Annotated in this window: 20 protein-coding genes and 1 riboswitch; of the genes, 10 read left to right on the top strand and 10 right to left on the bottom strand. The window is 71.4% G+C overall.

Annotated elements, in window-relative coordinates:
- Window positions 1-48 precede the first annotated feature (48 nt).
- Both ACQEVU_RS49550 and ACQEVU_RS49545 read right to left on the bottom strand, forming a co-directional pair.
- On the bottom strand, window positions 49-1,008 hold the full coding sequence (locus ACQEVU_RS49550; RefSeq protein ID WP_433337241.1) for an exopolyphosphatase: 960 nt from the start codon (window positions 1,006-1,008) through the stop codon (window positions 49-51).
- A gap of 72 nt (window positions 1,009-1,080) precedes the next feature.
- A complete protein-coding gene (locus tag ACQEVU_RS49545) occupies window positions 1,081-2,109 on the bottom strand; it encodes a coiled-coil domain-containing protein (RefSeq protein ID WP_433337239.1) in 1,029 nt (342 codons plus the stop codon).
- Between the two features lie 9 nt (window positions 2,110-2,118).
- Window positions 2,119-2,264, bottom strand: a riboswitch (cyclic di-AMP (ydaO/yuaA leader).
- Between the two features lie 210 nt (window positions 2,265-2,474).
- Between ACQEVU_RS49545 and ACQEVU_RS49540 the strand changes: the two genes are divergently transcribed.
- Both ACQEVU_RS49540 and ACQEVU_RS49535 read left to right on the top strand, forming a co-directional pair.
- The gene (locus ACQEVU_RS49540; protein WP_433337237.1) at window positions 2,475-3,056 is read left to right on the top strand and encodes a DUF998 domain-containing protein; all 582 of its coding nucleotides are present in this window, start codon (window positions 2,475-2,477) and stop codon (window positions 3,054-3,056) included.
- 79 nt (window positions 3,057-3,135) lie between these two features.
- Window positions 3,136-4,248, top strand: coding sequence for a glycoside hydrolase family 19 protein (locus ACQEVU_RS49535; RefSeq protein WP_433337235.1), 1,113 nt, complete (start codon window positions 3,136-3,138; stop codon window positions 4,246-4,248).
- Here the strand turns inward: ACQEVU_RS49535 and ACQEVU_RS49530 are convergent.
- Genes ACQEVU_RS49530 through ACQEVU_RS49520 form a run of 3 tightly spaced genes read right to left on the bottom strand, consistent with a single transcriptional unit; the run spans window position 4,245 to window position 7,060 of the window.
- Window positions 4,245-5,033, bottom strand: a complete 789-nt coding sequence (locus ACQEVU_RS49530; protein ID WP_433337233.1) for an SAM-dependent methyltransferase — start codon at window positions 5,031-5,033, stop codon at window positions 4,245-4,247. The two genes, ACQEVU_RS49535 and ACQEVU_RS49530, sit on opposite strands and share 4 nt — an antisense overlap.
- Window positions 5,034-5,051: 18 nt before the next feature.
- Entirely contained in the window at window positions 5,052-5,516 is a 465-nt protein-coding gene (locus ACQEVU_RS49525; protein WP_433337231.1) for a hypothetical protein, read from the bottom strand.
- Between the two features lie 41 nt (window positions 5,517-5,557).
- Window positions 5,558-7,060 (bottom strand): tetratricopeptide repeat protein, encoded by a 1,503-nt coding sequence (locus tag ACQEVU_RS49520; RefSeq protein ID WP_433337229.1) that lies wholly within the window; start codon window positions 7,058-7,060, stop codon window positions 5,558-5,560.
- A gap of 54 nt (window positions 7,061-7,114) precedes the next feature.
- Between ACQEVU_RS49520 and ACQEVU_RS49515 the strand changes: the two genes are divergently transcribed.
- The gene (locus ACQEVU_RS49515; RefSeq protein WP_433337227.1) at window positions 7,115-8,305 is read left to right on the top strand and encodes an ATP-binding protein; all 1,191 of its coding nucleotides are present in this window, start codon (window positions 7,115-7,117) and stop codon (window positions 8,303-8,305) included.
- Here the strand turns inward: ACQEVU_RS49515 and ACQEVU_RS49510 are convergent.
- From ACQEVU_RS49510 to ACQEVU_RS49500, 3 genes are read right to left on the bottom strand one after another with little or no spacing between them, the layout of a single operon-like run.
- The gene (locus ACQEVU_RS49510; RefSeq protein ID WP_433337225.1) at window positions 8,302-9,054 is read right to left on the bottom strand and encodes a protein phosphatase 2C domain-containing protein; all 753 of its coding nucleotides are present in this window, start codon (window positions 9,052-9,054) and stop codon (window positions 8,302-8,304) included. The two genes, ACQEVU_RS49515 and ACQEVU_RS49510, sit on opposite strands and share 4 nt — an antisense overlap.
- Before the next feature lie 5 nt (window positions 9,055-9,059).
- Window positions 9,060-10,082, bottom strand: coding sequence for a UDP-N-acetylmuramate dehydrogenase (locus ACQEVU_RS49505; protein WP_433337223.1), 1,023 nt, complete (start codon window positions 10,080-10,082; stop codon window positions 9,060-9,062).
- Between the two features lie 11 nt (window positions 10,083-10,093).
- Window positions 10,094-11,188, bottom strand: a complete 1,095-nt coding sequence (locus tag ACQEVU_RS49500; RefSeq protein WP_433337221.1) for a hypothetical protein — start codon at window positions 11,186-11,188, stop codon at window positions 10,094-10,096.
- 115 nt (window positions 11,189-11,303) lie between these two features.
- On the opposite strand from ACQEVU_RS49500, the gene ACQEVU_RS49495 reads away from it, so the two are divergent.
- On the top strand, window positions 11,304-11,870 hold the full coding sequence (locus ACQEVU_RS49495; protein ID WP_433337219.1) for a hypothetical protein: 567 nt from the start codon (window positions 11,304-11,306) through the stop codon (window positions 11,868-11,870).
- 13 nt (window positions 11,871-11,883) lie between these two features.
- On the opposite strand, the gene ACQEVU_RS49490 is transcribed toward ACQEVU_RS49495, so the two are convergent.
- Window positions 11,884-14,634, bottom strand: coding sequence for a BTAD domain-containing putative transcriptional regulator (locus ACQEVU_RS49490; protein WP_433337217.1), 2,751 nt, complete (start codon window positions 14,632-14,634; stop codon window positions 11,884-11,886).
- 713 nt (window positions 14,635-15,347) lie between these two features.
- Between ACQEVU_RS49490 and ACQEVU_RS49485 the strand changes: the two genes are divergently transcribed.
- Window positions 15,348-17,009, top strand: a complete 1,662-nt coding sequence (locus tag ACQEVU_RS49485) for a hypothetical protein (protein ID WP_433337215.1) — start codon at window positions 15,348-15,350, stop codon at window positions 17,007-17,009.
- 299 nt (window positions 17,010-17,308) lie between these two features.
- On the opposite strand, the gene ACQEVU_RS49480 is transcribed toward ACQEVU_RS49485, so the two are convergent.
- Window positions 17,309-18,568 (bottom strand): acyltransferase family protein, encoded by a 1,260-nt coding sequence (locus ACQEVU_RS49480; RefSeq protein WP_433337213.1) that lies wholly within the window; start codon window positions 18,566-18,568, stop codon window positions 17,309-17,311.
- Between the two features lie 473 nt (window positions 18,569-19,041).
- On the opposite strand from ACQEVU_RS49480, the gene ACQEVU_RS49475 reads away from it, so the two are divergent.
- The 5 genes from ACQEVU_RS49475 to ACQEVU_RS49455 all read left to right on the top strand — a co-directional run bounded on the left by ACQEVU_RS49475 (window position 19,042) and on the right by ACQEVU_RS49455 (window position 24,218).
- On the top strand, window positions 19,042-19,980 hold the full coding sequence (locus tag ACQEVU_RS49475) for a hypothetical protein (RefSeq protein WP_433337211.1): 939 nt from the start codon (window positions 19,042-19,044) through the stop codon (window positions 19,978-19,980).
- Window positions 19,981-19,989: 9 nt separating this feature from the next.
- Window positions 19,990-20,499, top strand: a complete 510-nt coding sequence (locus ACQEVU_RS49470; RefSeq protein ID WP_433337209.1) for a SigE family RNA polymerase sigma factor — start codon at window positions 19,990-19,992, stop codon at window positions 20,497-20,499.
- Window positions 20,496-21,590 carry a hypothetical protein gene (locus ACQEVU_RS49465; protein ID WP_433337207.1) on the top strand — a complete coding sequence of 365 codons (1,095 nt, stop codon included), beginning with the start codon at window positions 20,496-20,498 and terminating at the stop codon, window positions 21,588-21,590. The genes ACQEVU_RS49470 and ACQEVU_RS49465 overlap by 4 nt, the downstream gene beginning before the upstream one ends.
- A 100-nt stretch (window positions 21,591-21,690) precedes the next feature.
- Window positions 21,691-21,840: a hypothetical protein gene (locus tag ACQEVU_RS49460; RefSeq protein WP_433337205.1), complete on the top strand. Its 150-nt coding sequence runs from the start codon at window positions 21,691-21,693 to the stop codon at window positions 21,838-21,840.
- 38 nt (window positions 21,841-21,878) lie between these two features.
- Window positions 21,879-24,218: an FG-GAP-like repeat-containing protein gene (locus ACQEVU_RS49455; protein ID WP_433337203.1), complete on the top strand. Its 2,340-nt coding sequence runs from the start codon at window positions 21,879-21,881 to the stop codon at window positions 24,216-24,218.
- Window positions 24,219-24,374: the final 156 nt, after the last annotated feature.

Here is a 24,374-nt window from a genome sequence, read left to right as displayed (position 1 = left end):
CCTGGCCGAGCTGACCGTGTGCCTCATGGCGGCGCGTCCTGGCCGAGGTCACCTCCCGTGCCCAAGCGGAACTGCGGCACCAACCTTCTCGATGAGCTCGCCGAGCACCCGCTCGGCCTCGTCGTGGGGCACCTGGCAGGTGCCGGCGGCGAGGTGGCCGCCGCCGCCGTATTGCAGCATCACCGACCCGATGTCGGTCGGCGACGTGCGGTCCAGGATCGATTTGCCGACCGCAAACACGGTGTTGAGCTTCTGCTTGCCCCAGATGACGTGGATCGAGACGCGGGCCTCGGGGAACAGCGCGTAGACCATGAACCGGTTGCCCGCGAAGATGATGTCCTCGTCGCGCAGGTCGACCACGACCACGTCGCCGTGCACGTGCGAGACCCGCCGCAGCTGGTCGACGAACAGCTCCTGCTGGTCGCGGAAGAGCTCGGCGCGCTCGGCGACGTCGGGCAGGGCCAGGATCTCCTCGACGTCCTGGTGGTCGATGCAGGCGTCGATGAGCTGCATCATCAGCTGGTAGTTGGAGATGCGGAACTGCCGGAACCGGCCCAGCCCGGTGCGGCTGTCCATGAGGAAGTTCAGCAGCGTCCAGCCGACCGGCTGGAGGATCTCGCTGATGTCGTACTGCGCCGAGTCCGCCCGGTCGACCGCCTCCATCAGCTCGTCGGAGACGTGCGGGAAGCGCTCCGGCCCGCCGAAGTGGTCGTAGATCACGCGGGCCGCCGACGGGGCCTCGGCGTCGATGACGTGGTTGGTCGCCTGGCCGGTGCCGTTGAGTTGGCCGACGCGCAGGGTCTCGGAGTGGTGGTGGTCGAAGACCAGGTGGGCCCCGGGGGCGTACGGCAGGTTGGTGAGGATGTCCGTCGGCCCGACGTCGACGTTGCCGTCCTGCACGTCCTTGGGGTGCACGAACGTGATGTCGCCGATGAGGTCGAGGTGGCGCAGGAGGACCGCGCAGACCAGTCCGTCGAAGTCGCTGCGGGTCACGAGACGGTACTTCACTTGCGGATCCCCTCGCAGAGAAACGGCCGGTCGACAGGAGCCCTATCGACCGGCCGTCCGCGAAGGTGAGGGTTAGAGAACCGAGAGATGCACGTGGTTGGTGTGATCGCTGGACGGGTCGCCGGCCACGCCGCTGTAATGGTGCCAGCCGGCCGCCGGTGTCCAGATCTGTTTGAACCAGATCACGTACATCACGCCCAGGTTGTAGGCGTTCTTCACGAAGTACGCCGCCAGTGTGGAGCCGTAGACGAAGTCGTCGCCGGTGGCCACGCCGCCGAAGCCGTTGCTCTTCTGCACCGAGAAGTCGCAGGCGCGGCCCTTGGGGTGCTCATACGGCCCGCTCGGGCGGTAGCAGGACACGAACCGCTTGAAGCCGTCCTTCTGCGCCGTCTGCATGTCGTGCAGCGTGCGCGGCGTGAGGCAGCCGGTCGTGGTCGGGTCCTTCACGCTGCACGACTCCTTGGGCAGCGAGCCGTCGGAGTTGCGCTTCACCGGGTCGGCGACCGGCAGGTTTGCGGTGACGAAGCCCTTGCTCGGCCCGCCGGCCAGCGCGAGCGCCTTCTCCGCGTCCTTCTTCTGCTGGTCCATCGTGGCGACCTGCTGCTGCTGCGTGGTGACCTCGTCGTCGAGGGCCTTCTTCTGCGCGGTCTGCGCATCCTGCAGCAGCTTGTACTGGTGCAGGAGGTTGTCGTTGTGGTGGGCGATCTCGTTGATGGAGCCGGCCCGCTCGGCGAAGCCGTCGGGGCTGCCGGCGTCCATCAGGGCCGCGAAGGTGGTGAGGGGGCCCGTGCGGTACGCCGCGATGGCGATCGCCGCCACCTGGTCCTTGATCGTGGCGAGCTGGGCCTCGGTGTTCTTCAGCTGCTCGGTCAGCTCGCCCTGGCGCTTGACGGAGGCGTCGAAGCGGGCCTTGGCGTCGGTGTACGCCTGGGTGGTCTGCTCCAGGACCTGGGCGAGGGTCGGGTTGGCGGAGGCGCCCTCGTCGCCCGGGTCGCCGCCGGGCGTGGGCTCGGCCGCGGCGGGCGTGCCGGCGAGCCCCCCGAGCACCAGAGCCGACAGCAGCGCGACCATCACGCGCCGGTAGGGATGTCGCGATGACATCTGGTTCGTTGTTCCTTCCGTCGGCCGCCGACCGAGTTAGCTGACGGGTTCGGGACGGAACGACCCCTACCACCCTCGCGAAGAGGGTAGATTCACCCCAACGTAACGGTGGGTCCCCGGCTCGCCACGGTGCGGCGATTGGGCGGCAGCCACGCCCGGCACCGGGGGCGGCGCCTGCTGGACGTGACCGTGGGTCACTGTACCCAGGGTCCAGAAATCGCGCACCGCACCGTTTGTGCGGAGATCCTTAAAAGCTTCTTTGCTCTGGCCATTTGTGGCCCAGATCACACCCTGACGCGGCCTCCGGGGCGCGTGGGTGACACTCACCGAGCCGATGAACCCCTTGCGCGCGCCAGGATCGGGCGGTGAACCTCAGGCTTCTCGCGCTCGCCGGCTTCGCCCTTGCCGCCGCCCTGGTCGTCGACGGCCATCTCGACCCGAACGGCAACCTCAACCCCTGGTCGCTCACCGTGAGCGACTTTGCCGTGTCCGATCGTGGGGGCGTGGTCGACTGGGCGATGGTCGTCATGGCGGCCGCCTCGGGCGCGCTGCTGCTCGCCCTGCACCGGACCGGCGTGCGGATCGAGGCGTGGGTGGCCGGGCTGTTCGCGGTCTGGGCCGCCGGGCTGACGGTCGCGGCGATCGTGCCCACCGACGCGCCGGGGCTCGCGCTCTCGGCCGCCGGGTCGGTGCACCGCTACGCCTCGGTCGCCGCGTTCGTGGCCCTGCCGGTCGCCGGCTGGCGGCTCGCGCAGCGGGTGCCGCACGGGCGGGCGGTGCGCGCGCTGGCCGCGGTGAGCGTGGGGTGCGCGCTGGCGATGGTCTACTCCGCCTTCCCCGGTGACCGGGTGCTCATCGGGCTGGCCGAGCGGCTGCTGCTGGTCGCCGAGGCCGGGCTGCTCGTCGCCCTCGCACTGCCTCAACGGTACCGTAAATATTCTTCATAAAGCGATGATGTTCGCTGTTTCGGCTGCTCTCGGCTGGTCGGATAGGCCGGTCACAGTCAGACCGAAGGAGTGATTCAGGGTGTCCAGAGTGCGCGCGCTGGCGATGCTCGCCGCGATGGCGATCGTCAGCGGGGTGGTCGCGGTCTTCAACATGATGCCCGCCTCCGCCGCCTCGTGTGCCGCGCCGTGGCAGGCGACGGCGGTCTACACCGGGGGCGCCACGGTGTCCCGCAACGGCCACAACTACCTCGCGAAGTGGTGGACGCAGAACGAGGCCCCGCCCGGCACCAGCGGCGTGTGGCAGGACCAGGGATCGTGCGGCGGCAGCGGCCCGGCCAACCCGCCGCCGCAGACCGGTTCCGCCGGCGGGTGCAGCTTCCCGGCGTGGGTCCAGGGCCGCAACTACGTGACCGGCGACATCGTGAAGTTCACCGATGGCAAGTTCTACATCGCCGAGCACGACAACCCGGGGTACAGCCCGGTGATCAGCACCTGGTACTGGGACCCGTACGCCTGCAGCAGCGGCGGCGGCTCCACGACGACCGCGCCCCCGCCCCCGCCGGACAACGGCGCCTTCGTGGTCAGCGAGGCCCAGTTCAACCAGATGTTCCCGGGCCGGAACGCCTTCTACACGTACTCGGGCCTGGTCGCCGCCCTGTCGGCCTACCCGGCGTTCGCGAAGACCGGCAGCGACGCGGTGCGCAAGCAGGAGGCGGCGGCGTTCCTGGCCAACGTCAACCACGAGACCGGCGGCCTCGTGTACATCGTCGAGCAGAACACCGCGAACTACCCCGCCTACTGCGACGCCGGCCAGTCCTACGGCTGCCCGGCCGGCCAGGCGGCGTACTACGGCCGCGGCCCGATCCAGCTGAGCTGGAACTTCAACTACAAGGCGGCCGGCGACGCGCTCGGCATCGACCTGCTGCACAACCCCAACCTCGTGCAGACCGACGCGGCCGTGGCCTGGAAGACGGCGCTGTGGTACTGGAACACGCAGAGCGGCCCGGGCACCATGACCCCGCACAACGCCATGGTGAACGGGGCCGGCTTCGGCGAGACGATCCGCAGCATCAACGGCAGCCTGGAGTGCAACGGGCGCAACCCGGCCCAGGTGCAGAGCCGGGTCGCGGCGTACCAGCGCTTCGTCGGCATCCTCGGCGTGGGCGTCGGTAGCGGCTCCGTCTCCTGCTAGGGCTTGCGGGCCACTCCGCCGTACAACGCGGCCTGGGCGTCGGTGAGCGACTCATCGGCGCCCGGCCGCCACCGCAGGATCGGCACCACCCCCGGCTCCACGAGTTCGAGGCCGTCGAAGAACCCGGCGACCTCCTCGCGGTTGCGCAGGCGGGTGGTGATGCCCTGCCTGCGCATGATCGCGGTGAAGCGGGCCCACTCCTCGGGCTCGAAGTCCGCCGTGATGTGGGACAGGACCAGGTAGCTGCCGCTGGGCAGGCGGGCCATGAGCCGCTCGACGATGCCGTAGGGGTCGTCGTCCTCGTCCAGGAAATGCAGGATGGCGAAGAGCAGCAGCGCCACGGGCCGGTCGAGGTCGAGGTTGTCGAGGACCTCGCGGGCCTGCAGGATGCGCTCGCCGTCCTGGAGGTTGGCGTCGACGTAGGCGGTCCGGCCCTCGGGCGCGCTGGTGAGCAGCGCACGGGCGTGCGCCAGCACGATGGGGTCGTTGTCGACGTACACGATGCGGGACGACGGATCGATCGCCTGCGCGACCTCGTGGACGTTGGGCGAGGTCGGCAGCCCCGTGCCGATGTCGAGGAACTGCCGGATGCCGGCCTCGGCGAGGTAGCGCACCGTGCGCCGTAGGAACGCCCGGTTCTGCAGCGGGGCGGTGGCCGCGTTGGGATTGACCTTCAGCCCCGCCTCGGCCGCCGCCCGGTCGGGGGCGAAGTTGTCCTTGCCGCCGAGCAGATAGTCGTAGACCCGCGCGGGATGCGGCCGGTCGGTGTCGAAGGGTGCGGCCATGCGATTCCTCCCGGTTGACTAGCCGCAGGCGGAGTTCAGTGCGGTGGTCAGCGCCGTGCCCGCCTTGAGCACATCGCCGACCGTCACGCCCTGGGTCTCCGAGTATCGCCTGAGCGCTGCGAGCACGGTATCCACCGCCGAGCGCACATCGACGTCGGCCACGTTCGTCGCCAGCGGCGTGAGCCTGTCGCCCCACTCCTTGGCCGCGGCGCTCTCCTCGGCCGACAGCGTCTCGGCGGCCGCCTGGTCGTTGCGGTTGATCGCCGCCAGCGTCTTGGTGGCGGCGTCGTTGAACCTGGTGAAGTACTGCACCTGCACGGCCTTGACGTCGAGGCAGGCCTGCCTGGCGGGGTCGGCCGGCGAGGCGACCGGCGCCGCGGACGTGGCGCCCGCCCCGGCCTGGGCGGTGCCCGCGGTGGCGTCGCACCCGGCCCCGAGCGCCAGCACCGCCGACGCGGCGACGGCGGCCGCGAGGAGTCGCATTTCGAGGGGTCTCCTTCGGATCGATTCGACGCCGCCCGATCTTACGGAATCCGCCTCGCGCGCGGGTGCCCGATGAGGCCCGTCACGCCCTGGTACGCGGCGTAGGGCAGCCAGCCGGCCAGCGCCAGCAGCCCGAAGCCGATGGCGAAGAACCCGGGCAGCCCGGCGGGGTCCGGCAGCGGCATCGCGGCGGGCGGCAGGACCGTGCAGGCGACGATGACGGCCAGCTCGGCCAGCGCCGCTAGGCTCAGCGGGACGAGCAGCGCCCCCAGGACGGGATTCGGCCGGCCGGGGCGGCGGATGAGCCGGCGCCGCGACCACACCGCGTTGCCCAGGAACAGGGCCAGCCCGACCAGGCCGGCGATCGCCCGGGTGCCCCACGGCGCCGGCGGGTCGATGCTGAGCAGCCACGCCGGCAGGGCCACGACCGAGCCGTTGCGCACGATCCGCAGCGCCCAGCGCGCGGGCTCGGCCGACTCGCGGTGCTCCTCCAGCAGGTCGGTGCTCGCCGGCTCCCGGGCGGCCACCTGACCGTCCCGCACCATGACGGCCGCCGCCGCCACGACCAGGGAGCCGATGTGCACGACGAACGCGATCTGGACGGCCGGCGTCGGGTCCGTGCCCGCGTCCTGCACCACCCCGACGACGGTCAGCGCGATGCCCGTGGCGGCGCAGAGCACCAGCGCGCCCAGCCGCGCGCGGGCGCGCCGGTCGGTGCGGGGCAGGCCGCGGGCGTACCGCCGGACGCTCGGCGGCAGCGAACGCCACACCCACGCGAACCGGGCCAGCCAGAGCACCACCGGCAGCGGCGTGACGGCCCACATCCACGGCTCCCGGCCGAACGTGCCGAGCAGGCCGCTGAACCACACGGCCATGATCCCGACGCCGCCCAGGCCGATGAGGAGTGCGCGGTCGAGCACCGTGCGGGCGGCGCGGTCGTTCGGCTCCGCCGCCAGCACCGCGGCGGCGTGCCCGGCCGCCGCCGACACCCGGCCGCCCGCCACCGCGACGCGGCCTAGGCCGGTCAGCGCGTCGGTGTTCTCCGGTTCGATCGCGAGCACGCGCTCGAACGACCGGCGCGCGGCACGGTTCCGCCCGATCGTCTGGAACATCACCGCCCGGATGTAGTGCGGGCCGGCCGTGTCCGGGGCGAGCAGCACCGCGCGCCGGATCGTCCGGAACGCGCGGATCCGGTGCCCGCCGTCGAACTCCGCCATCGCCAGCGCCGCGTAGGACCGCCAGTCCTCCGGCGCGAGCCGGACGGCCTCCAGCGCGTTCGCCCGCGCCGCCGCCGGCTCGCCCAGCCCGACGAGCGCGAACGCGAGCAGCCGGTGCCCCTCGGACTCCTCGGGCTCGACGGCCACGGCCTGCGCGGCGGCCGCGCGCATCTCGCCGAAGTCGTCCTCGGCCTGCCAGGTGCGGGCCAGCAGGCACAGCCCCGCGGCGTCCTGCGGATGCTCGGCCAGGTAGGCCAGGACCTGGTATCGCGCCGCCGTGCTGCGACCGATCTCGAGCAGCGCCGCCGCGCGCGCCAGCCCCGTCATGGAGCCATCGTAAGTGCCCCGGCACATCGACGGGGTGCAGTAGGCTGCGGGCACATGAGCGACTCGCCGCTGATCGCGTCCCTCCTCGCCGCGCTCGAGGGCCGGCCCGAGGACGCGGTGCTGCGCCTGCACCTCGCCGAGCTGCTCCTGGAGGCCGGGCGCGGCCAGGAGGCGATCGTCCACATCGGATTCATCCTGAGCCGCGACCCCGCCGACGCCAAGGCGCTCGCCCTCATGCAGCGCTCGCTCGGCGGCCCGCCGCAAGGTGACCCGCTCGCCGCGTACGAGCGGGAGCTGTCCGACATCGTGCCGCCGCGGTTCGCCGCCGGCGAGCGGGCCGAGCCGGTCGAGGGCGACGCGGACCGCATCTACGACGTCGAGGTGCCCGGCGTCCGCCTCGCCGACGTCGGCGGCATGGTCGAGGTCAAGAAGCGGCTGGAGCTGGCGTTCCTCGGCCCGCTGCGCAATCCGGAGCTGCGGAAGCTGTACGGCAAGAGCCTCCGCGGCGGCCTGCTGCTCTACGGCCCACCGGGCTGCGGCAAGACCTTCCTCGCCCGCGCGGTGGCGGGCGAGCTCAAGGCCAAGTTCCTGTCGCTGTCCATTGTGGACGTGCTCGACATGTGGATCGGCAACTCCGAGCGCAACCTGCACGAGATGTTCGAGGCGGCCCGCCGCAACGCGCCCTGCGTGCTGTTCCTCGACGAGATCGACGCGCTCGGCCACAAGCGGGCCCAGCTGGCCTCCTCGTCGATGCGGACCCTGAGCAACCAGCTCCTCGCCGAGCTCGACGGCATCGACGGCAACAACGAGGGCGTCTTCGTGCTGGCCGCGACCAACACGCCGTGGGACGTCGACGGGGCGCTGCGCCGGCCGGGGCGCCTCGACCGCATCGCGCTGGTGCTGCCGCCGGACGCGCCGGCGCGGGCGGCGATCCTGGAGTACCACCTGCGCGAACGCCCGATCGCGGGCATCGATCTGGCCCGGCTCACCGCCGAGACCGCCGAGTTCTCCGGGGCGGACCTGGCGCACCTGTGCGAGAGCGCGGCGGAGTTTGCGATGGCCGACTCCATCGAGCGGGGCGAGGTGCGCATGATCGAGCAGCGCGACTTCGAGCGGGCGCTCAAGGACGTGCGGCCCTCGACCGGCCCGTGGTTCGCGACCGCGCGCAACGTGGCGCTGTTCGCCAACGAGGGCGGCGCCTACGACGAGCTCGTGACGTACCTCAAGCGGCGCCGGCTCCTCTAGCGCCCGACCACGAGCGTCGCGTCGTCGTGCTGCTTGACCCGGCGGCCGGCGCGCCGCAGCCGCTCCGGGTGCGCGGTCTCGTGGTCGCGCACGGCCCGGATCACGGCCCGCGGGCCGGCGCGCTCGGCGAGGCCGAAGACGTCCGGCCAGCCCAGGCCGAAGCAGTCCACCAGGCGGGAGACGCCGTCGGTGCAGATCATCAGGCGGTACACCGAATCGGCCGGCACCGAACCGGTCAGCGCCTCGGCCGCGGCCTCCGGCCTGGTCGACGCCACCCAGTAGCCCCCGGGCCGGTTGCGGACGCGGGCCACGCTGACGCGGTCGTAGGCCGCAAGCCGCTCGGTGCGGTCGTCGGTGATCGCGGTGACGCCGTGCGCGTCCGCGTAGGCGAAGGTCGAGTCGCAGAGTACGAGATAATCCAGGAACCCGGGACGCTCCCGCACGATGGCCACGGTCGTCGCGGGGCTGTCCGGGTTGGCCAGGTCGCAGGTGTCCGCATGGCGGCGCGCGACCGTCTCGATCGCGCCGGCCAGCGCCGCGTCGAGCGCGACCGCGCCGTCGGCCGACAGCGCCGCGGTCAGCTCGGCGCCGAGCGCCCGAACCAGCCAGCCCGGCGAGTGCAGGCAGCCGGTGTCGAGCCCCGGCAGCTGCGTCACGCCGTCGAGCACGATCGCGAACCCGGGCGCGAGCACCAGGTGGTCTTCGTTCACCCGGCCCGGCGCGGCCTCGGTGGCGAAGGCGAGATCCATGGGGATCAGTACGAGCAGTTGATGAGATCGCACTCGGGGTTGAGCCGGATCTGGTACTTCGCCGCCACCCCGTCGCGGATGTGCGCGGCGAACTTCATGACGTCCGCCGTCGTGGCCCCGCCGCGGTTGGTCACCGCGAGCGTGTGCCGGCTGGACAGCGCGACCGTCCCGTTGCCCCAGTCGAGCCCGTAGCCCGGGTTGAAGCCGGCGTGCTGGATGAGCCAGGCCGCGTGCAGCTTCGTCTTGCCCGGGACGTCCGGCTTGGACGGGCACTCGGCGGCCGCCGCCGGGATCTCGCCGTCGGGCATCACCGGGTTGATGAAGAACGACCCGACGCTCCAGGTGTCGTGGTCGTCGGCGTCCAGGACCATCTTCTTGCTGCGCCGCTGCGCGACGACCGCTGCCCGCACGTCGGCCAGGGCGGCCGTGCCGCCCTTCTCGATGCCGAGCCGCTCGGCGATCACCGGATCCTTGATCGGCCCCGACTGCTCGCCGCGGCGCAGCCGGTAGGTGACGTCGAGCACCGCCCAGCGGTCGCTGCGCTTGAAGACCGACATGCGGTGGCTGCCGAACCCGCACCGGTCGCGCCCCCAGCGCTCGACCGCGCCGGTCTCCCGGTCGTACACCGTGACGGCCTCGAGCACGTCGGAGGTCTCGGTGCCGTAGGCGCCGACGTTCTGCACGGGCGTGCCGCCGACCGAGCCCGGGATGCCCGAGAGCAGCTCGATGCCGGCCAGCCCCTGCTCGACCGCGAGGGCGACCAGCCGGTCCCACTCGACGCCGGCGGCGGCGGTGATCGTCGTGCCGTCGACCTCGACGGTGTCCGACGCCATGCGCACGACGGTGCCGTCCCAGCCGACGTCCCCGACCACGAGATTGGACCCGCCGCCCATGACCAGCAGCGGCTCGCCCGCGCCGTCGGCGTCGCGGAACAGCTCGACCGCGTGCTCGGCGGCCGTGGCGACGTGCAGCCGCCCGATCGGTCCGCCCACGCGCATCGTGGTCAGGTCGGCAAAGGTGATGCTCACGGCTGCGAAGCTTACCTACCCTCGGCCAGCGCCTCGGCCGCCGCCAGCAGCAGCCGGCGCCCCGACCGGATCCCCGACAGCGCCTCCTGGAGCAGATATTCGGCGTTTATCGGGCGATCCCCCCATTCGGGCCCGAACCCGACGGTGTCCACCTCGGCGCCGTACGGCAGATAGATCCTCCGCAGCGCGTCGAACTGCTGGAACGGCACGAACACCCGCGTCGTGACCAGCAGGATCCGGTGCTGCACGGCGGGCCGGGCGCACCTTGCCCACAGCCCCAGCGTGTCGGCGGTGTCGGGCCGGTAGGGCGGCCGGCTCGTGCAGGCGGACAGGACCGAGCCCTCCGTGCGGCCGTCGGGGCCGGCCAGCGGCGCCCGCCGCTCGTGGGTGAACTCGGGTGGGGTCTCGTCGCTGTCGTACGGCCATACCGGGCATATGCCATCGGCCGCCGCGCACCCGCACAGGAAGTCGATCTCGCTGGCCCGCAGCCCGAGCTCGGCCCGCGCGGCCCCGATCATCAGCCCGAACTCGTCGGTCGCGCCCGGCGCGTACTGCTCGGTGACCGGCTTCTCGGGCCGCTCGTCGTCCTCGATCAGGAACCGTGGGCTGCCGAGGAAGCTGAGCTCGCCGAGCTCTGTGCCCTGCTGTCGCAGCTGCCCGGCGTACTTCGTGCGCAGCAACGGCGAGCGGTACCCACCCCCGAGGATGAGCGTCTTGTCGTACGCGGTGTACTTCGGCTCTCCGGCGTCGACCAGCCCGAGCCGGTTGGCCAGCCCGGCGATCCGCGCCCGTGTCCCGTCGTCGAAGTCGGCGCTGACGGCCTGCGAGCGTTCGCGATAGCTGGATCCGTCGGGTGTACGGAAGTTGAAGCTCCGCGCCGCGGCCCGTTCAACCTTGAGTGTGTGCCTGATCAGCTCGGCCTGCTCCGCGGTGAGCCCGTCGAGCGTGGCATCCTCGGTCAGCCACTCCGGCAGGTCCTCGTTGAGGTGCAGCCAGCCGGTCAGGTCATCGTCGTCGACCTTGTCGTCGAACATCCCGAGCAGCTCGACCATCGCCTCGCTGCGCACCCACCGCTCGACCTGAGCAAACGCGTACTCCGCCCGCACGCCGCCAACACTATCCGTTTGTCGATCGCCCCCGGCAGCGGCATGATGCAGCGCCATGCGCAACCGCCGGGTGAGTTTGCTGGACATAGGATTGGACCAGTCCTTCGACGCATCGATGGCGTTCGTACAGTCGACACTGCAGAGCATCAACGCCGGCTGGTCCGACCCGATCGTGGACATCGACTTCGTCCGCTCGCGCGACCCCGACACCGTCCTGGCCGCGTTCACGGCCCCCTGCGATGTCCTGCACGTCATGGCCCACGGCGACCACGCCGAAACCCCGACGTTCACGAGCTCCGACTCCCGCACCGTGATCGCCCTGGACCAGCTGGGCGACTACACGGCGGACCGCGGCCATGGCATCAACGCGAGCACGGTCCTGGCCGACGGCTGCAAGACCGGAATAGGCTCCTGGCAGAAGGCCCTGCGCGACTGCCTGCACGGCGCGATCGTGTACATCGGGACGTCGGCCCTGATCGGCTGGCACGAGAGCACGGTGTTCTGCTCCGCTTTCTACGGCGCCCTCTTCCGCAACAAGGGCAAGGGCCAGACCAAGACGGATCAGGCCCTCGACGCCGCAACACGGGCAATCGAGGCATACTCGGCGATAACCGACCGCCCGTGCCCGTACAAGGTCGTGGTCCTGGACCCGAGCCGCCGCGCCCGGGAGTCCTTCCGCTAGCGCGTCGGCTGGTTCACGGCGGGCCGAGGTTCCGCAGGCGCACCCGCAGGTCCGCCGTGAGGGCGTCGCCGTCGACCTCGCGGTTGATCTGCAGGGCGCGCTCGTACAGCTCCCGCGCGCCCGGGCGATCGCCCAGGGCGGCGACGACGTCGCCGAGGCCGCACAGCGGGTACACCTGGCCGTACCGGTCGCCGACCCGCTCGAACAGCTCCAGCGACCGGCGGTAGTGCCCGGCCGCCTCGTGCGGCCGCCCCAGCCGCGCGCAGGCCAGGCCGAGGCTGTCGAGGGTGAAGGCGGCGCCGTGCTCGTCGCCGCTGCCGACCTGCAGCTGTAGGGCCCGGGTGATCGGATCGAGGGCCTCGGCGGCCCGGCCGAGCTGCACCAGCGTGTACCCGAGCGTGTTGAGGCCCTGCGCGCGGTCGGACGGCTCGCCGTGGCGCTCGTACAGATCGACCAGCCGCCGGGCGTGCTCGAGCGCCTCGGGCAGCCGGTTCGCCCGCGAGTACGCGACGGCCACGCTGCGCCGGGCGTCGGCCTCGGCGACCGGCAGGCCGGCGTCGCGGTAGAGCTCGGCGGCGCTCAGCCCCGCGGTGGCCGCGGCGTCGGCGTCGCCGAGGAACGCGTGCGCGCGGGCGATGCCGTGCTGGGCCGCGGCCTCGCCGAGCCGGTCGCCGTGGCGGTGCGCCGCCCGCGCGGCGGTCTCGTGCGCGGCGAGCAGGTCGTTCCAGCGGCCGGTGCGCTGCTGGTACTCGACGAGGTTGCGAGCTATCCGGGCCGGGTGCAGGGCGAGGCCCGGGTCGTCGGAGCCGGCGGTGGCGCGCACGGTGGCCATGAGCGCGGAGTACTCCGCGGCGAACCACCCCAGCGCGTCCTCGGCGCTTCCGCCCTCGAGCGTCTCGGCCCGCACGCCGTGAGCGACCGGCGGCAGCGGCACCGCGACGCGGAACGGGTCGAGCCGCCCCGCGACGTGGGCCGACGTGTGCAGGTAGTGGTCGGCGAGCCGGCGCGCCGTCGCGGGCGCCTCCGGGTCGGTGGCCACCAGCTCGCGTGCGAAGGCGCGCAGCAGGTCGTGCTGGCCGTACCGGCCGGGCCGGGCCTCCGTGGCCAGGTGGGCATCGGCGAGCTCGGCGAGCATCCGGGCGGCGAGCTCGGGGGTGACGCCGGCCAGGCTCGCCGCGACCGGCGCGCCGATGTCGTCGCCGGGCTGCAGGCCGAGCAGCCGGAACATCCGTGCCAGCGGCGGGCGCAGCATGCGGTACGACCACGAGAACACCGCCCGCGCGTCGGTCACCACGTCGGCGCCGGCGAACGGGTCGAGCTGATGCTCAGCGCCGGCCAGCTCGCGAGCGACGTCGGCGAGTGCCCGGCGCGGGTCGACGGCCGCGCGGGCGGCAGCGATCGCCAGTGCCAGCGGCAGGCGCGCGCACCGGTCGATGATCTCCTCGACCGCGGCGGGCTCGCGGGCCACCCGCTGCTCGCCGAGCCGCCCGGCGAGCAGGTCCCGGGCCTCCCGCCGGTCGGGCAGGTCCACCGGGAGCGGCACGGCGCCCTCGCCGGCGATCAGCCCACCGAGGCTGTCGCGGCTGGTGACGACGACCAGGCAGCCGCGCGCTCCCGGCAGCATGGGCCGCACCTGCGCCGCGTCGCGGGCGTTGTCGAGCACGACGAGCATGCGGCGCCCGGCGATGGCGCTGCGGTACAGCGCGGCCTGCGCATCCAGCCCGGACGGCACCCGATCGGCGGGCACCCCGAGCCCGTCGAGCAGCACCCGCAACGCGTCACCCTCGCCGAATCCCGAGCCGGGCGGCCCGAAGCCGCGCAGGTTGACGTACAGCTGCCCGTCGGGAAACCGGTGCGCGGCCCGGTGGGCCCAATGCACGGCCAGGGCGGTCTTGCCGACCCCGGCGGTCCCCGACAGCGCCGCGATGACGACGGCGGGGCTCCCCCGCTCCGTGCTGGCGGCGAGGGCGTCCAGTTCGGCGATCGCCGAGCCGCGGCCGGCGAACCCCCGCACGTCCAGCGGCATCTGCGCGGGCACGGCGGGCGCCGGCGCGGTCCGCGGCCGCACCACCGCGGGCCCGGACTCCTCGCCGAGCAGCAGCGAGCGGTGCAGCGCCCGCAGCGACGGTCCGGGGTCGGCGCCGAGCGCGTCGACGAGGCGCTCGCGCAGACCGGCGTACACGTCGAGCGCCTCGGCGTAGCGCCGCTCGTCCCGCAGCGCCCGCATGAGACGCTCAACGGCCGGCTCGGCGCGCGGATGCTCGGCGACGACGTCACTGAGCGGCCCGATCACCACGGCGGCCCGCCCGGCCAGCAGCTCGGCATCGGCCCAGGCGACGGTGGCGTCCCGGCGCTCCTCCGCCCAGCGGGCGCGCTGTGCCGCGGCCCAGGCCCCCTCGACGTCGGCGAGCGCCCTGCCCTGCCACAGGTCCAGCGCCGCCCGCGGGTCAGTGCCGACCAGCCGGCGGAAGCGGTGCAGGTCCACGGCGTCGGGGTCGACGTCGAGCAGGTACGCCCGGGACCGCCTGACGATCGGCACGACGCGACGCAGCCGGGCGACGTAGACGTACACCGACTGGCGCACCCGGTCGGGCGGCTCCTCCCACACCCGGTCGACCAGGTCATCAACGGTGACCGGCGAGCCGGCGTCGACGGCGAGCACGGCCAGGACGGCGCGCTGCCTGGGGTGGCCGATATCGGCCGGTTGCCCGCCGACGCGGGCCTCCACGGCACCTAACAGCCGGATCGAGATCGGTGCATACATCGCCGTTAAGCATTCAGCAAGGTTTTCGGGCGGGGCAACAGTGATCCTTGTCGCGGCGAGGCGCTCCGGCTCGCAACGGGGGGAGCCGGAGCGCCCCGCCACCCGGCCCGGCTGGCCGGCTCGACAGACGGTCGAACGGGTCGGGCGGGGTGAGCCAGCCCATCTGAGCTGCGCAAACGAAGATGAACGGAAAGGCTTTGCGGGCATCCGCCATCGGCCCGGTACCCTGTAAGCCGCGGGCTGCTAGCTCAATGGCAGAGCTGCGGACTTTTAATCCCCACGTATCGCGACTGCCAGTCATCTGGTGCCGTATTTACCTGCGCAAACGTGCGATCCAACCGTCCATTGTGGAATTGGATTGCTCCTAGGTTGCTCGTCTGTTCGAGCGGTCGTTTGCCCGACCCATCCGGGTGTAGGTCGGTGTTTCCGGAAGTGGCCCGAGACGTCAATACGCTCGGAGGGCTTGCAGCCCTCAATTTGTGCGCGCAACGGCCGTATCGCCCAAACGACCCAGTTCAGCGTCATGGTCTACGCTCCACGGCATGTCAGTCCTCGACGTCGAGCGCGTTACCAACGAACCGACGCCGGAAGAGCCCCTCTCCGAGCAACCGACCCAACCGTCCAGATTCGCCCGCTTCGTCGGCTATCGCGCCGATCTGCTAGTGTTCGCGGGTTTCTTGATGTTTTCCGGGTATCTTTTCAGCCATCTGTGGATGTCGCCGGCCGGCCGTCGCCTGGCGGGCAGCTATGCGGACCAGAATCAGAGCGAGTGGTTCCTCGCCGTCGACACGCACAACATCCTCGGCCTGCACAATCCGTTCTTCACCGACCTGCAGAACGCCTCGGTCGGCGTCAACATGATGGCCAACACCAGCATTCTCGGGCTGGCGCTGCCGCTGCTGCCGATCACCCTGCTGCTCGGCGCGCCCGTGAGCTACGTGCTGGGCATGACCCTGGCACTCACGGGCACCGCCTTCGGCTGGTACTACCTGATGCGCCGCGACCTGCACCTGAGCCGGTTCGCGGCCGTGCTGGGCGGCGCCTTCGCCGCGTTCGCGCCGCCGATGATCTCGCACGCCAACGGGCACCTGAACCTGATCTCGCAGTTCCTGATCCCGTTCATCGTCCGGCTGTCGCTGCGGCTGTTCCGCTCGCAGCGCCCGGTTCGCGACGGATTGTGGCTCGGCGCGCTGATTGTTTACCAGGTCTTCATCACCGAGGAAAACCTGCTCATGACGGCGCTGGCCCTGGCCATCTTCGTCGTCTGCTACGGGTTCTCGGTGCGCTCGGAGATCCGCACGATGCTGCGGCCGTTCCTGAAGGGCATCGGCACCGCGCTGGCGGTCTCGCTGCCGCTGCTGGCATACCCGCTCTACGAGCAGTTCTTCGGCCGGCAGCACTATGACAGCTTCGGCGAGATGGCCTATGTCGTCAACGGCATCGAAGCCTTCACGGCATACTCCACCAGCTCCATCGGCAACCAGGGCGGCCCGCTGCTGTCGTTCAACTGGACCGAGGCCAACGCCTACTTCGGCTGGTCCCTGCTCATCCTCGCCACCGCGATCACGGTCTGGCTGTGGAAGGACCGGCTGGTCCGCAGCGTCGCGCTGGTCGGCGCCATTTGCGCGATTCTCTCGCTCGGCCCTGAGCCCGCGGTCAGCGCCTTCAAGCACCCGCACCCGACGCTCGGCGTGCCGGGCCCGTGGGCGCTCTTCTCGCACCTGCCGCTGTTCGAGGCGATGAACGCCGGCCGGCTCACGTTCGTCACCGTGGTGTGCCTCGCGGTGCTGCTGGCCGTCGCCACCGACCGAGTCATCAAGCAGACGGCCGAGGCGCCGGCGAGGAAGGTCCGCCTCCTGTTCGCCGCGGCCATGGCCTCCGCGTTGGTACCCCTCTTCCCGCTCCCCCTGCCGGCCCACGGCCGCCAGCCGGTGCCCGCGTTCTTCACCAGCGGCACCTACAAGTCCTACGTGGCGAAGAACCACACCGTGGTACCGGTGCCGCCGCTCGTGACGACCGGCGACGTGCACGCCCTGGACTGGCAGGTCGCCTCGGACCTCGCGTTCCGGCTGCCGGGCGGCTACTTCATGGGCCCGGTCGCGCCGAACAACGCGGCGGGCAACACGCCCGATCCCGGCCCCTCGACCAAGCTGTTCACCCAGATCATCAAGGAGGGCAAGCCGGTCAAGGTGACCGAGGAGCAGAAGGCGGCCATCATCGCCGAGCTGCGCCGCTGGCAGGCCGACGCCGTGGTGGCGTATCGGGTCAAGGAGGTCCTGCCGCAGCTGCAGGAGTCACTGGACCCGGTGTTCGGCTCCGGCCAGCAGGTCGACGACGTCTGGATCTGGGACGTCCGCTCGCTCACGCAGTCTTGATCGGGACCGGGTCGTCGGCCGCCGGCCGCAGCTCTGTCGATCCCGCCCGGACGGCGACCGGCCCGGTGCTCCCCGCGGGGACACCGGGCCGGTCGGTCGTGCGGATCAGACGATCTTCTTGAAGCTGTTCCACAGGCCGCCGCCGGGCCACATCAGCGTGCCGCTGGCGATGTCGCGGTTGCCGTCGTTGTTGAAGTCGGCCAGCGTGCGGGCCGTCTCACACTGCGAGTCGGCGTCGACCAGATGCCCTGTACCGGGAAACGAACCGGTGGCGAGCTTCAGATCGCTACGGCGGCGGGCTACACCAAGGAGTCGCCGACTTCCAGCCAGCCTCGTTGAGGCGGGACTACGGGGCGCGACTCCTCGTGCTCGGGCGGCTGGACGTGGGCGTCCTGGGCCTCGTGGATACGGGTTGCTGGATCGGACGCTTCCGGTTTGACCTCCGGCCCGGGGCCGCCGGCACGACGTTGCCGGGCGGGCAGGTCGAATCCGGCGAGTGCCGCCTTCAGCCGCGGAGCGAGCGGCCGTTCGATCAGGCGATGCACCAGCCAGGCGACGCCGATCAGCGCCGCGATCAGCAGGGCGAGGAACAGGCGTGGTGAGATCGTCAGCCGCTGGTACAGGTAGTAGATGACCGTGAGCCCGATGACGTAATGCAGCAGGTACAGCGGATAGCTGGTCGCGCCGAGCACGGTCAGGCCGCGCCACTTCAGGTTCTGGAACCAGCCGAGCGAGATGAGGGCGAACACCACGTAGACCATCGTGATCAGGACGCTGGCCGGCCAGTACGGCTGGTGCTTGATGCCCTGCCAGGCGTTGCCGGCATAGAAGTACATCGAGAGGATCCAGGAGAACCCGATGATGAACCACAGGACCGGCCGGCTGCCGAACTTGTACACCAGGAACAGCGCGATGCCGCCGATGAAGTACTGGGACCCGCCGGGCATCAGGATCGACCCGAGCCACGGCTGGTGCCACTCGAGGGACCAGACCGAGAGCGCGGACCACCCGAGGCAGAACCAGACGACACGCCGGTACGTGAGCCCGAACAGCATCAGGACGGTGAACAGGGCGTAAAACCTCATCTCCGCCCACAGCGTGACATACACCTCGTCGACGCGGGGCGCGCCCAGCGGATCTTGCAGCATGGTGAGATTGGCCAGCAACGCGCGCGGCGGCACCGGCTTGTACACGGCCGGCAGCGCCATGGACACGCACGTGGTGATCGCGATGCAGGCCCAGTAGGCCGGATACAACCGGCTGACGCGCGCGGCCAGGAACTGCCGCGGCGTGCGCCCCCAACTGCTCATGCAGATGACGAAGCCGCTGATGATGAAGAACAGCGGGACGCCGACCCAGCCGTATGAGGCGAACTTGAACAGGTTCGGGAAGACCGCCTTCGCCGGCTGGCCCCAGACATCGACCTTCGTGCCCGCGCCTCGACCAGCGACCGCCATGAGGTGGAACACGGCGACCGACAAGGCCGCCAGGAACCGCAGGCCGTCGATGATGAGCAGGCGGGAGGGGGCCTGAGAGCCTCCGGATCGAGACCGACGCATCACACCACTCCCCTGTGCCAGCGGTACGATGCCGCGGACGCATTCTCGCCATGCCGCCAGGCTGCGAGTCCGACGTGGTCGGCCAACCGGGCGAGTCAGTATTGCAGACCCTGGGCGAAGTGCAACGCCCTCGCGGGTACCCTCGGCGCTCGGCATCCCTCGAACACCGGACACCGCGATGGTGTTCTGCCGATTTGGCCCAACACTCCGCGGGCCGGCAGCGCCGGATGCGAAGGCCTCGGACTCTCCTTTCGACGATCGGCCCGGGTGCTGGTACAGACGTCGACGACCCGGCGGCGCCCGTCAGCAACGCGTCCGGTGCCGGCCCGGTCGGGCTCGTCACTGGTCCCGCTCGCGGCCAGCCTCCGGACAAGTGTCAGAAAACAGCGCGACGATCGGGTAATCCGGTCGGCGGCCGGTGGCGTTTATAGCGGTCGACCGTCCGTCACGGACTCCCCTGGAAGGTTGCCGCCGTGAACCGTGCCACCGTCCTCCTGCCGTTGCTCGCCTCCGTCGCGGTGCTCGGCGCGTGCCAGACATCGTCTGGGCCTGCGGCGGACTCCAGCAGCGCGTCGTCGGCCGCGGGCTTAGCGCCCGCCCGGGTGCCATCGGACGCGCAGAGCGCGCCGGCCGGCTTGCCGGGAACCCTGTCGGTGCTCACGTTCGAACCGGGCAAGGCGATCACGCTTCTGCGGCACACTCAGACGACCTCGTTCGGCACCGCCGGCCACGGTGACGTGCTGGCCGTGTCCTCGCGCGACGGGCGGCATGTCGCCCTAATCAGCAGTTCCGACCCGGAGCTCGGTGCGCCCGGCGACCTAGTCGTCGTCGACGCTGGCGGGCAGCGCCACGTGCTCGCCCACAAGGTCACCTGGGGCGGCGGCGTGGCGCCGGTCTGGACGCCCGACGGCAGGGCAGTCGTGCTCCGCGGCGTCCGCTACGAGGCGAGCGGCGGCGGCCACGCCAGCGCCGGTCTCACCGGGAATGCCGCCTACCTGGCCTACTCCGTGGACGGTGCCATGCTCGCGTATGCGGCAACCGACACCTCGGTCGTCGTCGGGCCCGTCGGCGGTGGATCGCGGCGGGTCGTCGACATCTCGAACTTCCCCGAGTGCAGCGACTATGCCTGCCCGTTCGCCGTCCAGGCGGTCTCCAACGACGGCAACTACGTGGCGCTCGGCGACGGCAACACCGACCTGGGCACGGTCACCGATGCGCACATTGTCCTGGACACCCGCTCGAGGAAGGCCGTCGACCTCACGGCGTTCGGTGACGTCCAGCACATCTGGTTCACCGCCAGCGGCGGCGCGATCATCCATACCACCCACGACCTTCGCGTTGTGGACACCGCCTGGCACGTGACCGGCACCTTCCCGGCGCCGGGCAACGGAACACTCCTCTACACCGCATAATCGCGGGCGATGGAGCAGGATGACCAGGGCTTCGAGGCCTTCTACCGCACCCGGACCCCGGCGTTGCTGCGCACTGCGTATCTGCTCACCGGTGACCGGCACCTGGCGGAGGACCTGGTCCAGGACGCGCTCGCCCGCACGCACCGGGCCTGGCGGAAACTCCGCGACGGGGGCAACCCCGAGGCGTACGCCCGCCAGGTCATGTACCACCTGCAGGTCAGCCGGTGGCGCCGCAAACGAGTCCGGGAGTCGCTGCCCGGCGAACTGCCCGAGCGTCGCGACGGCCGCGACCAGGCCGGCGACGCGGCCAACCGGCTGGCCCTGCGACAGGCCCTGCTGACCCTGCCCGTGCGGCAACGAGCAGCACTGGTGCTGCGCTACTTCGAGGACCGCAGCGAGACGGAGGCCGCCGAGCTGCTTGGCTGCCGGGTCGGAACGCTGAAGAGCCATGTGTCCCGGGGCCTCGCGGCGCTGCGCAAGGCGCTGCCGGACCTGGCGACGAAGGGGATGATCCGGTGAGCCGCGACCTGCACGACCAGTTCGCAGACCTGGCCGCGGATGTCGACGGCACCGACCTGTACGTCCTGCGGCAGCGGGTGGACCGCCGCTCCCGCCAGCTGCGTAACCGCCGAGCAACGAGCACCTCCGCCGTGGTGGCGGTCGTCGCCGTCCTCGCGGGCGGTCTTACCGTGCTGCAGCTGCGGGACCAGAGGGCGCCGGCGCAGATCCCGGGCACGTCGGCATCGCCGTCGCCCTTGCCGTCGACCGCACCGACGACGTCGGCCGCGTCCGCGTCACGGACCGGACTGCCGCCCGACGCGTTACCCGGCGTGCTGTCCTACCTGACCCTGCAGCCGGGCAAACCGATCGTGCTGCACCGGTACGTCGACGGCGCCCCGCACACCACCAGCTTCGGCCTCGCGAGCAACCAGGACGTCTACGCCAGCCCATCACCGGACGGCACCCGCATGATCGTCAACACCTCCCCGGACCAGGGTGCCATCACCCCCGGCGACCTGATTGTGGTCGCACCGGGCGGCGCGCGGCGCGTCCTCGCTCACCAGGTGCAGTTCGCCGGTGGGAGCACGGCCACCTGGACTCCCGACGGCAAGGCCGTGATCGCCGACGGCAAGCGCTACGACACCGCCACCGGGGCGGCCACCCCCGTGGGGGACCTGTCGTACCTCGTGTTCTCCCCGAGCGGCACGCTGCGTGCGTACGTCTCGCCGAGCGCCCAGGACAGCATCGAGATCACGCAGGCCGACGGCGGGTCGCCGCGGACGGTGTCGGTCGCGGGCCTGAGCGAGTGCACCGCCCACGCGGGCTGCCCGACATCGGTGCAGTCCATCTCCGACGACGGCCGCTACTTCGCCCTGGGTGACGTCAACAGTGACCCGCAGCACGTGTACACCACCACCGTCATTTACGACACGGTGACGAAGAAGCGCGTCTCCGTCGGCCAACTGAGCCATGCCTGGTTCCGCCCCGACGGCGCCGTGGTCATCTCCGGAAAAAACGCCAAGTTGTACGACAAGGACTGGCACCTGCTACGCACGTACCCCCTCCCGGCCGCCGAGGCCAACGAGTCGCAGCTGCGCTACCACCCCTGACCCGGCAGGGGCGCCGGAGTTTCATCAGCTGCCGGTTCTGGTCCACCTCGGCCCGTGTCTGCATCGCTGTCGCCGGCCTCGGGCGGTTGCTGGCGAGGTGGTGGGCGACGCGTTCGGCGAGTTGGTCCACACCCCGTGGACCCTCCCGATGCCGCCGCCGGCCCGCCGCTTCCCCGGCCTGCTCGCGCTCGGCCCGGGAACGGGGTTGATGGACATGATTGACCCGCGCAACAATGTGCCCGCCCAGTGATCAATCGTCTGGGCCCACCTCCCCCTGAAGGAACCAGCGTGGGCAAACATCCCGGGACCGGCCTCGCGATCGTGGCCGTGGCCGCCGGAACAGTCCTGGTCGCAGGGGCCGGCCCGGCCTTTGCGGACGCGTCGAGTCCCCTCTACGTCAACAACACCGCCGGGGCCAACTGCACCGACAGCGGCGCAGGTACCCAGACCCAGCCGTTCTGCACGATCTCCGCTGCGACCGCCGCGGTGGCGTCCGGCCAGACGATCAACGTGGCCGGCGGCACCTACAGCGAGCACGTGACCATCGCCAAGTCGGGCACGGCCGGCCAGCCCATCACGTTGCAACACCTGGACTCGCGCACAGTCCAGTTGACCGGCGCGAACGCCGGGTTCACCGTCGACGGCCAGCATGACGTCTCGATCAACGGGTTCTCAGTGACCGGCGTGGCGAGCGGCCCCGGGATCGCACTGAGCAACTCGACCCGGCTTGCCCTCCAGAACATCACGGTGCAGGCCGCGCCGACCGCGACCGTGGTGGGCGTCCGGCTGGCCGCCGTCACCGACTCGTCGCTGGTCGGCGTCCGCTCGCTCGGGACGCTGATGCCCACCGGCGTGGCCCTGGACGCCGCGACGACCAGGGTCCTGCTCAAGTCGGTGGTCGCCTCGATGAACTACGCGGCGGGCAGCACGGGCATCGACATCGCCGGCTCGGCCAACACGGTCGTCAACAGCAACGCCAACCGCGCCGGCGTCGCCGGCATCCTCCTCGAGCCGGGCGCGGCCGACAACGTCGTCGCCAACACCAGTGTCTCCTCCGGCAACGGCGTCGGCATCGCCAACGCCGGCGCCACCGGCACCGCGATCACCAGCAACACGGTGACGAACAACTGCGCGGCTGGGATCCGCGTGTCCGGGGCGTCCTCCGGGGTGTCGGTGCAGAACAACGTCACCGCGGGCAACGTCGCCTCCCGTGCGGGCTGCGACCCGTCGATCGCGGACGCGGTCGAGATCGGCGTTTACGACGGCGCGATGGGCAGGACCGTGGTCGACTACAACTGCGTCCTGCACCAGTCCGCTCCGGGAGACCCGGCGGCCTACGCATGGAGCACCCCGATGAGCCTGGTCGCCTTCCGCGCGGCGTCCGGGCAGGCCGCGCACGACAAGGAGTGTCCGCTCAGCGCTGACCGTTACGACTCGGCCAACTCCGCCGCGCCCGGCTTCCAGAGCACCGACACCCTGGGCCGTCCGCGCGAGGACGACCCGAGCGTGCCCAACACCGGTGCCGGCCCGGTCACCTACGCCGACCGCGGCTCCACCGAGAACATCCAGGGCCCGGGGGCGCAGATCGTCGTCACGGTGGACCAGCACGCGCTGTCGATCACGGCGGACGCGTCGACCACGACACCCGGCTGGGTGCCGATCGTCTCCTATGCCTTCGACTTCGGCGACGGCTCCACCGTCACCCAGGCGACGCCGGTCGCCGCGCACCACTACGCGAAGGTGGGCTACTACGTCGTCACCGTCACCGTCACCGATGCCAACGCGATCTCCGGCGCCAGCTCCTCGGGCGTGCAACTGTGGACGGCGGCGAGGATGAAGGTGGACTTCAACGGCGACGGCAAGGTCGACGTCGCGGGCATCGACGCCAACGGCGACCTGCGCCTGTACACGGGCGACGGCGCCGGCAAGGTAAACGGCGGCAACCCCATGTCGGCCACCGGCGGCCTGTGGGCGCGCGACAAGCACCTCGCGGCCGCCGACTTCAACAACGACGGCAAGACCGACGTCGCCTACATCGACGCGGCCAACGACCTACACCTCAACACCGGCGACGGCACCGGCAAACTGATTGCCGCCCCGCCAATGTGGCCCACCGGCGCCCTCTGGGCCGGTTTCAAGCACATCGTGGCCGGCGACTTCAACGCCGACGGCAATATCGACGTCGCCGGCATCGACGCCAACAACGACCTGCGCCTGTACACCGGCGACGGCACCGGCCAGCTCACCGGCACCGGCCCGGCAATGTGGCCGACGGGCGGCCTGTGGGCAGGGTTCAAGCACATCGTGGCCGGCGACTTCAACAACGACGGCAACGTCGACATCGCCGGCATCGACGCCAACAACGACCTGCGCCTGTACACCGGCAACGGCGCCGGCAAACTCACCGGCACCGGCACCGCGATGTGGCCCACCGGCGGCCTCTGGGCCGGTTTCAAGCACATCGTGGCCGGCGACTTCAACGCCGACGGCAATGTCGACGTCGCCGGCATCGACGCCAACAACGACCTGCGCCTGTACACCGGCAACGGCGCCGGCAAACTCACCGGCACCGGCACCGCGATGTGGCCCACCGGCGGCCTCTGGGCCGGCTTCAAACAGCTCACCTGAAGACGATCGACGCGGGCCCGTGCCACCCCCGGCACGGGCCCGTTTTCGCGCATCAGGATTCGCGGGTCCGCTGCGTCGACCGTCCCTAGGTCAGGCAGGCTAGACCGGAGTCGAATCCCCGGCGTCCGGCCCTGCCGCCCACGGTCGGCGTTCGCC

Origin of the sequence: Dactylosporangium sp. CA-139066 (genome assembly GCF_050936175.1) — a bacterium.
Classification (GTDB): Bacteria; Actinomycetota; Actinomycetes; order Mycobacteriales; family Micromonosporaceae; genus Dactylosporangium.
The sequence above is the reverse complement of the archived record's forward strand: the minus strand, read 5'-3'. Positions and strand labels throughout refer to the sequence as shown.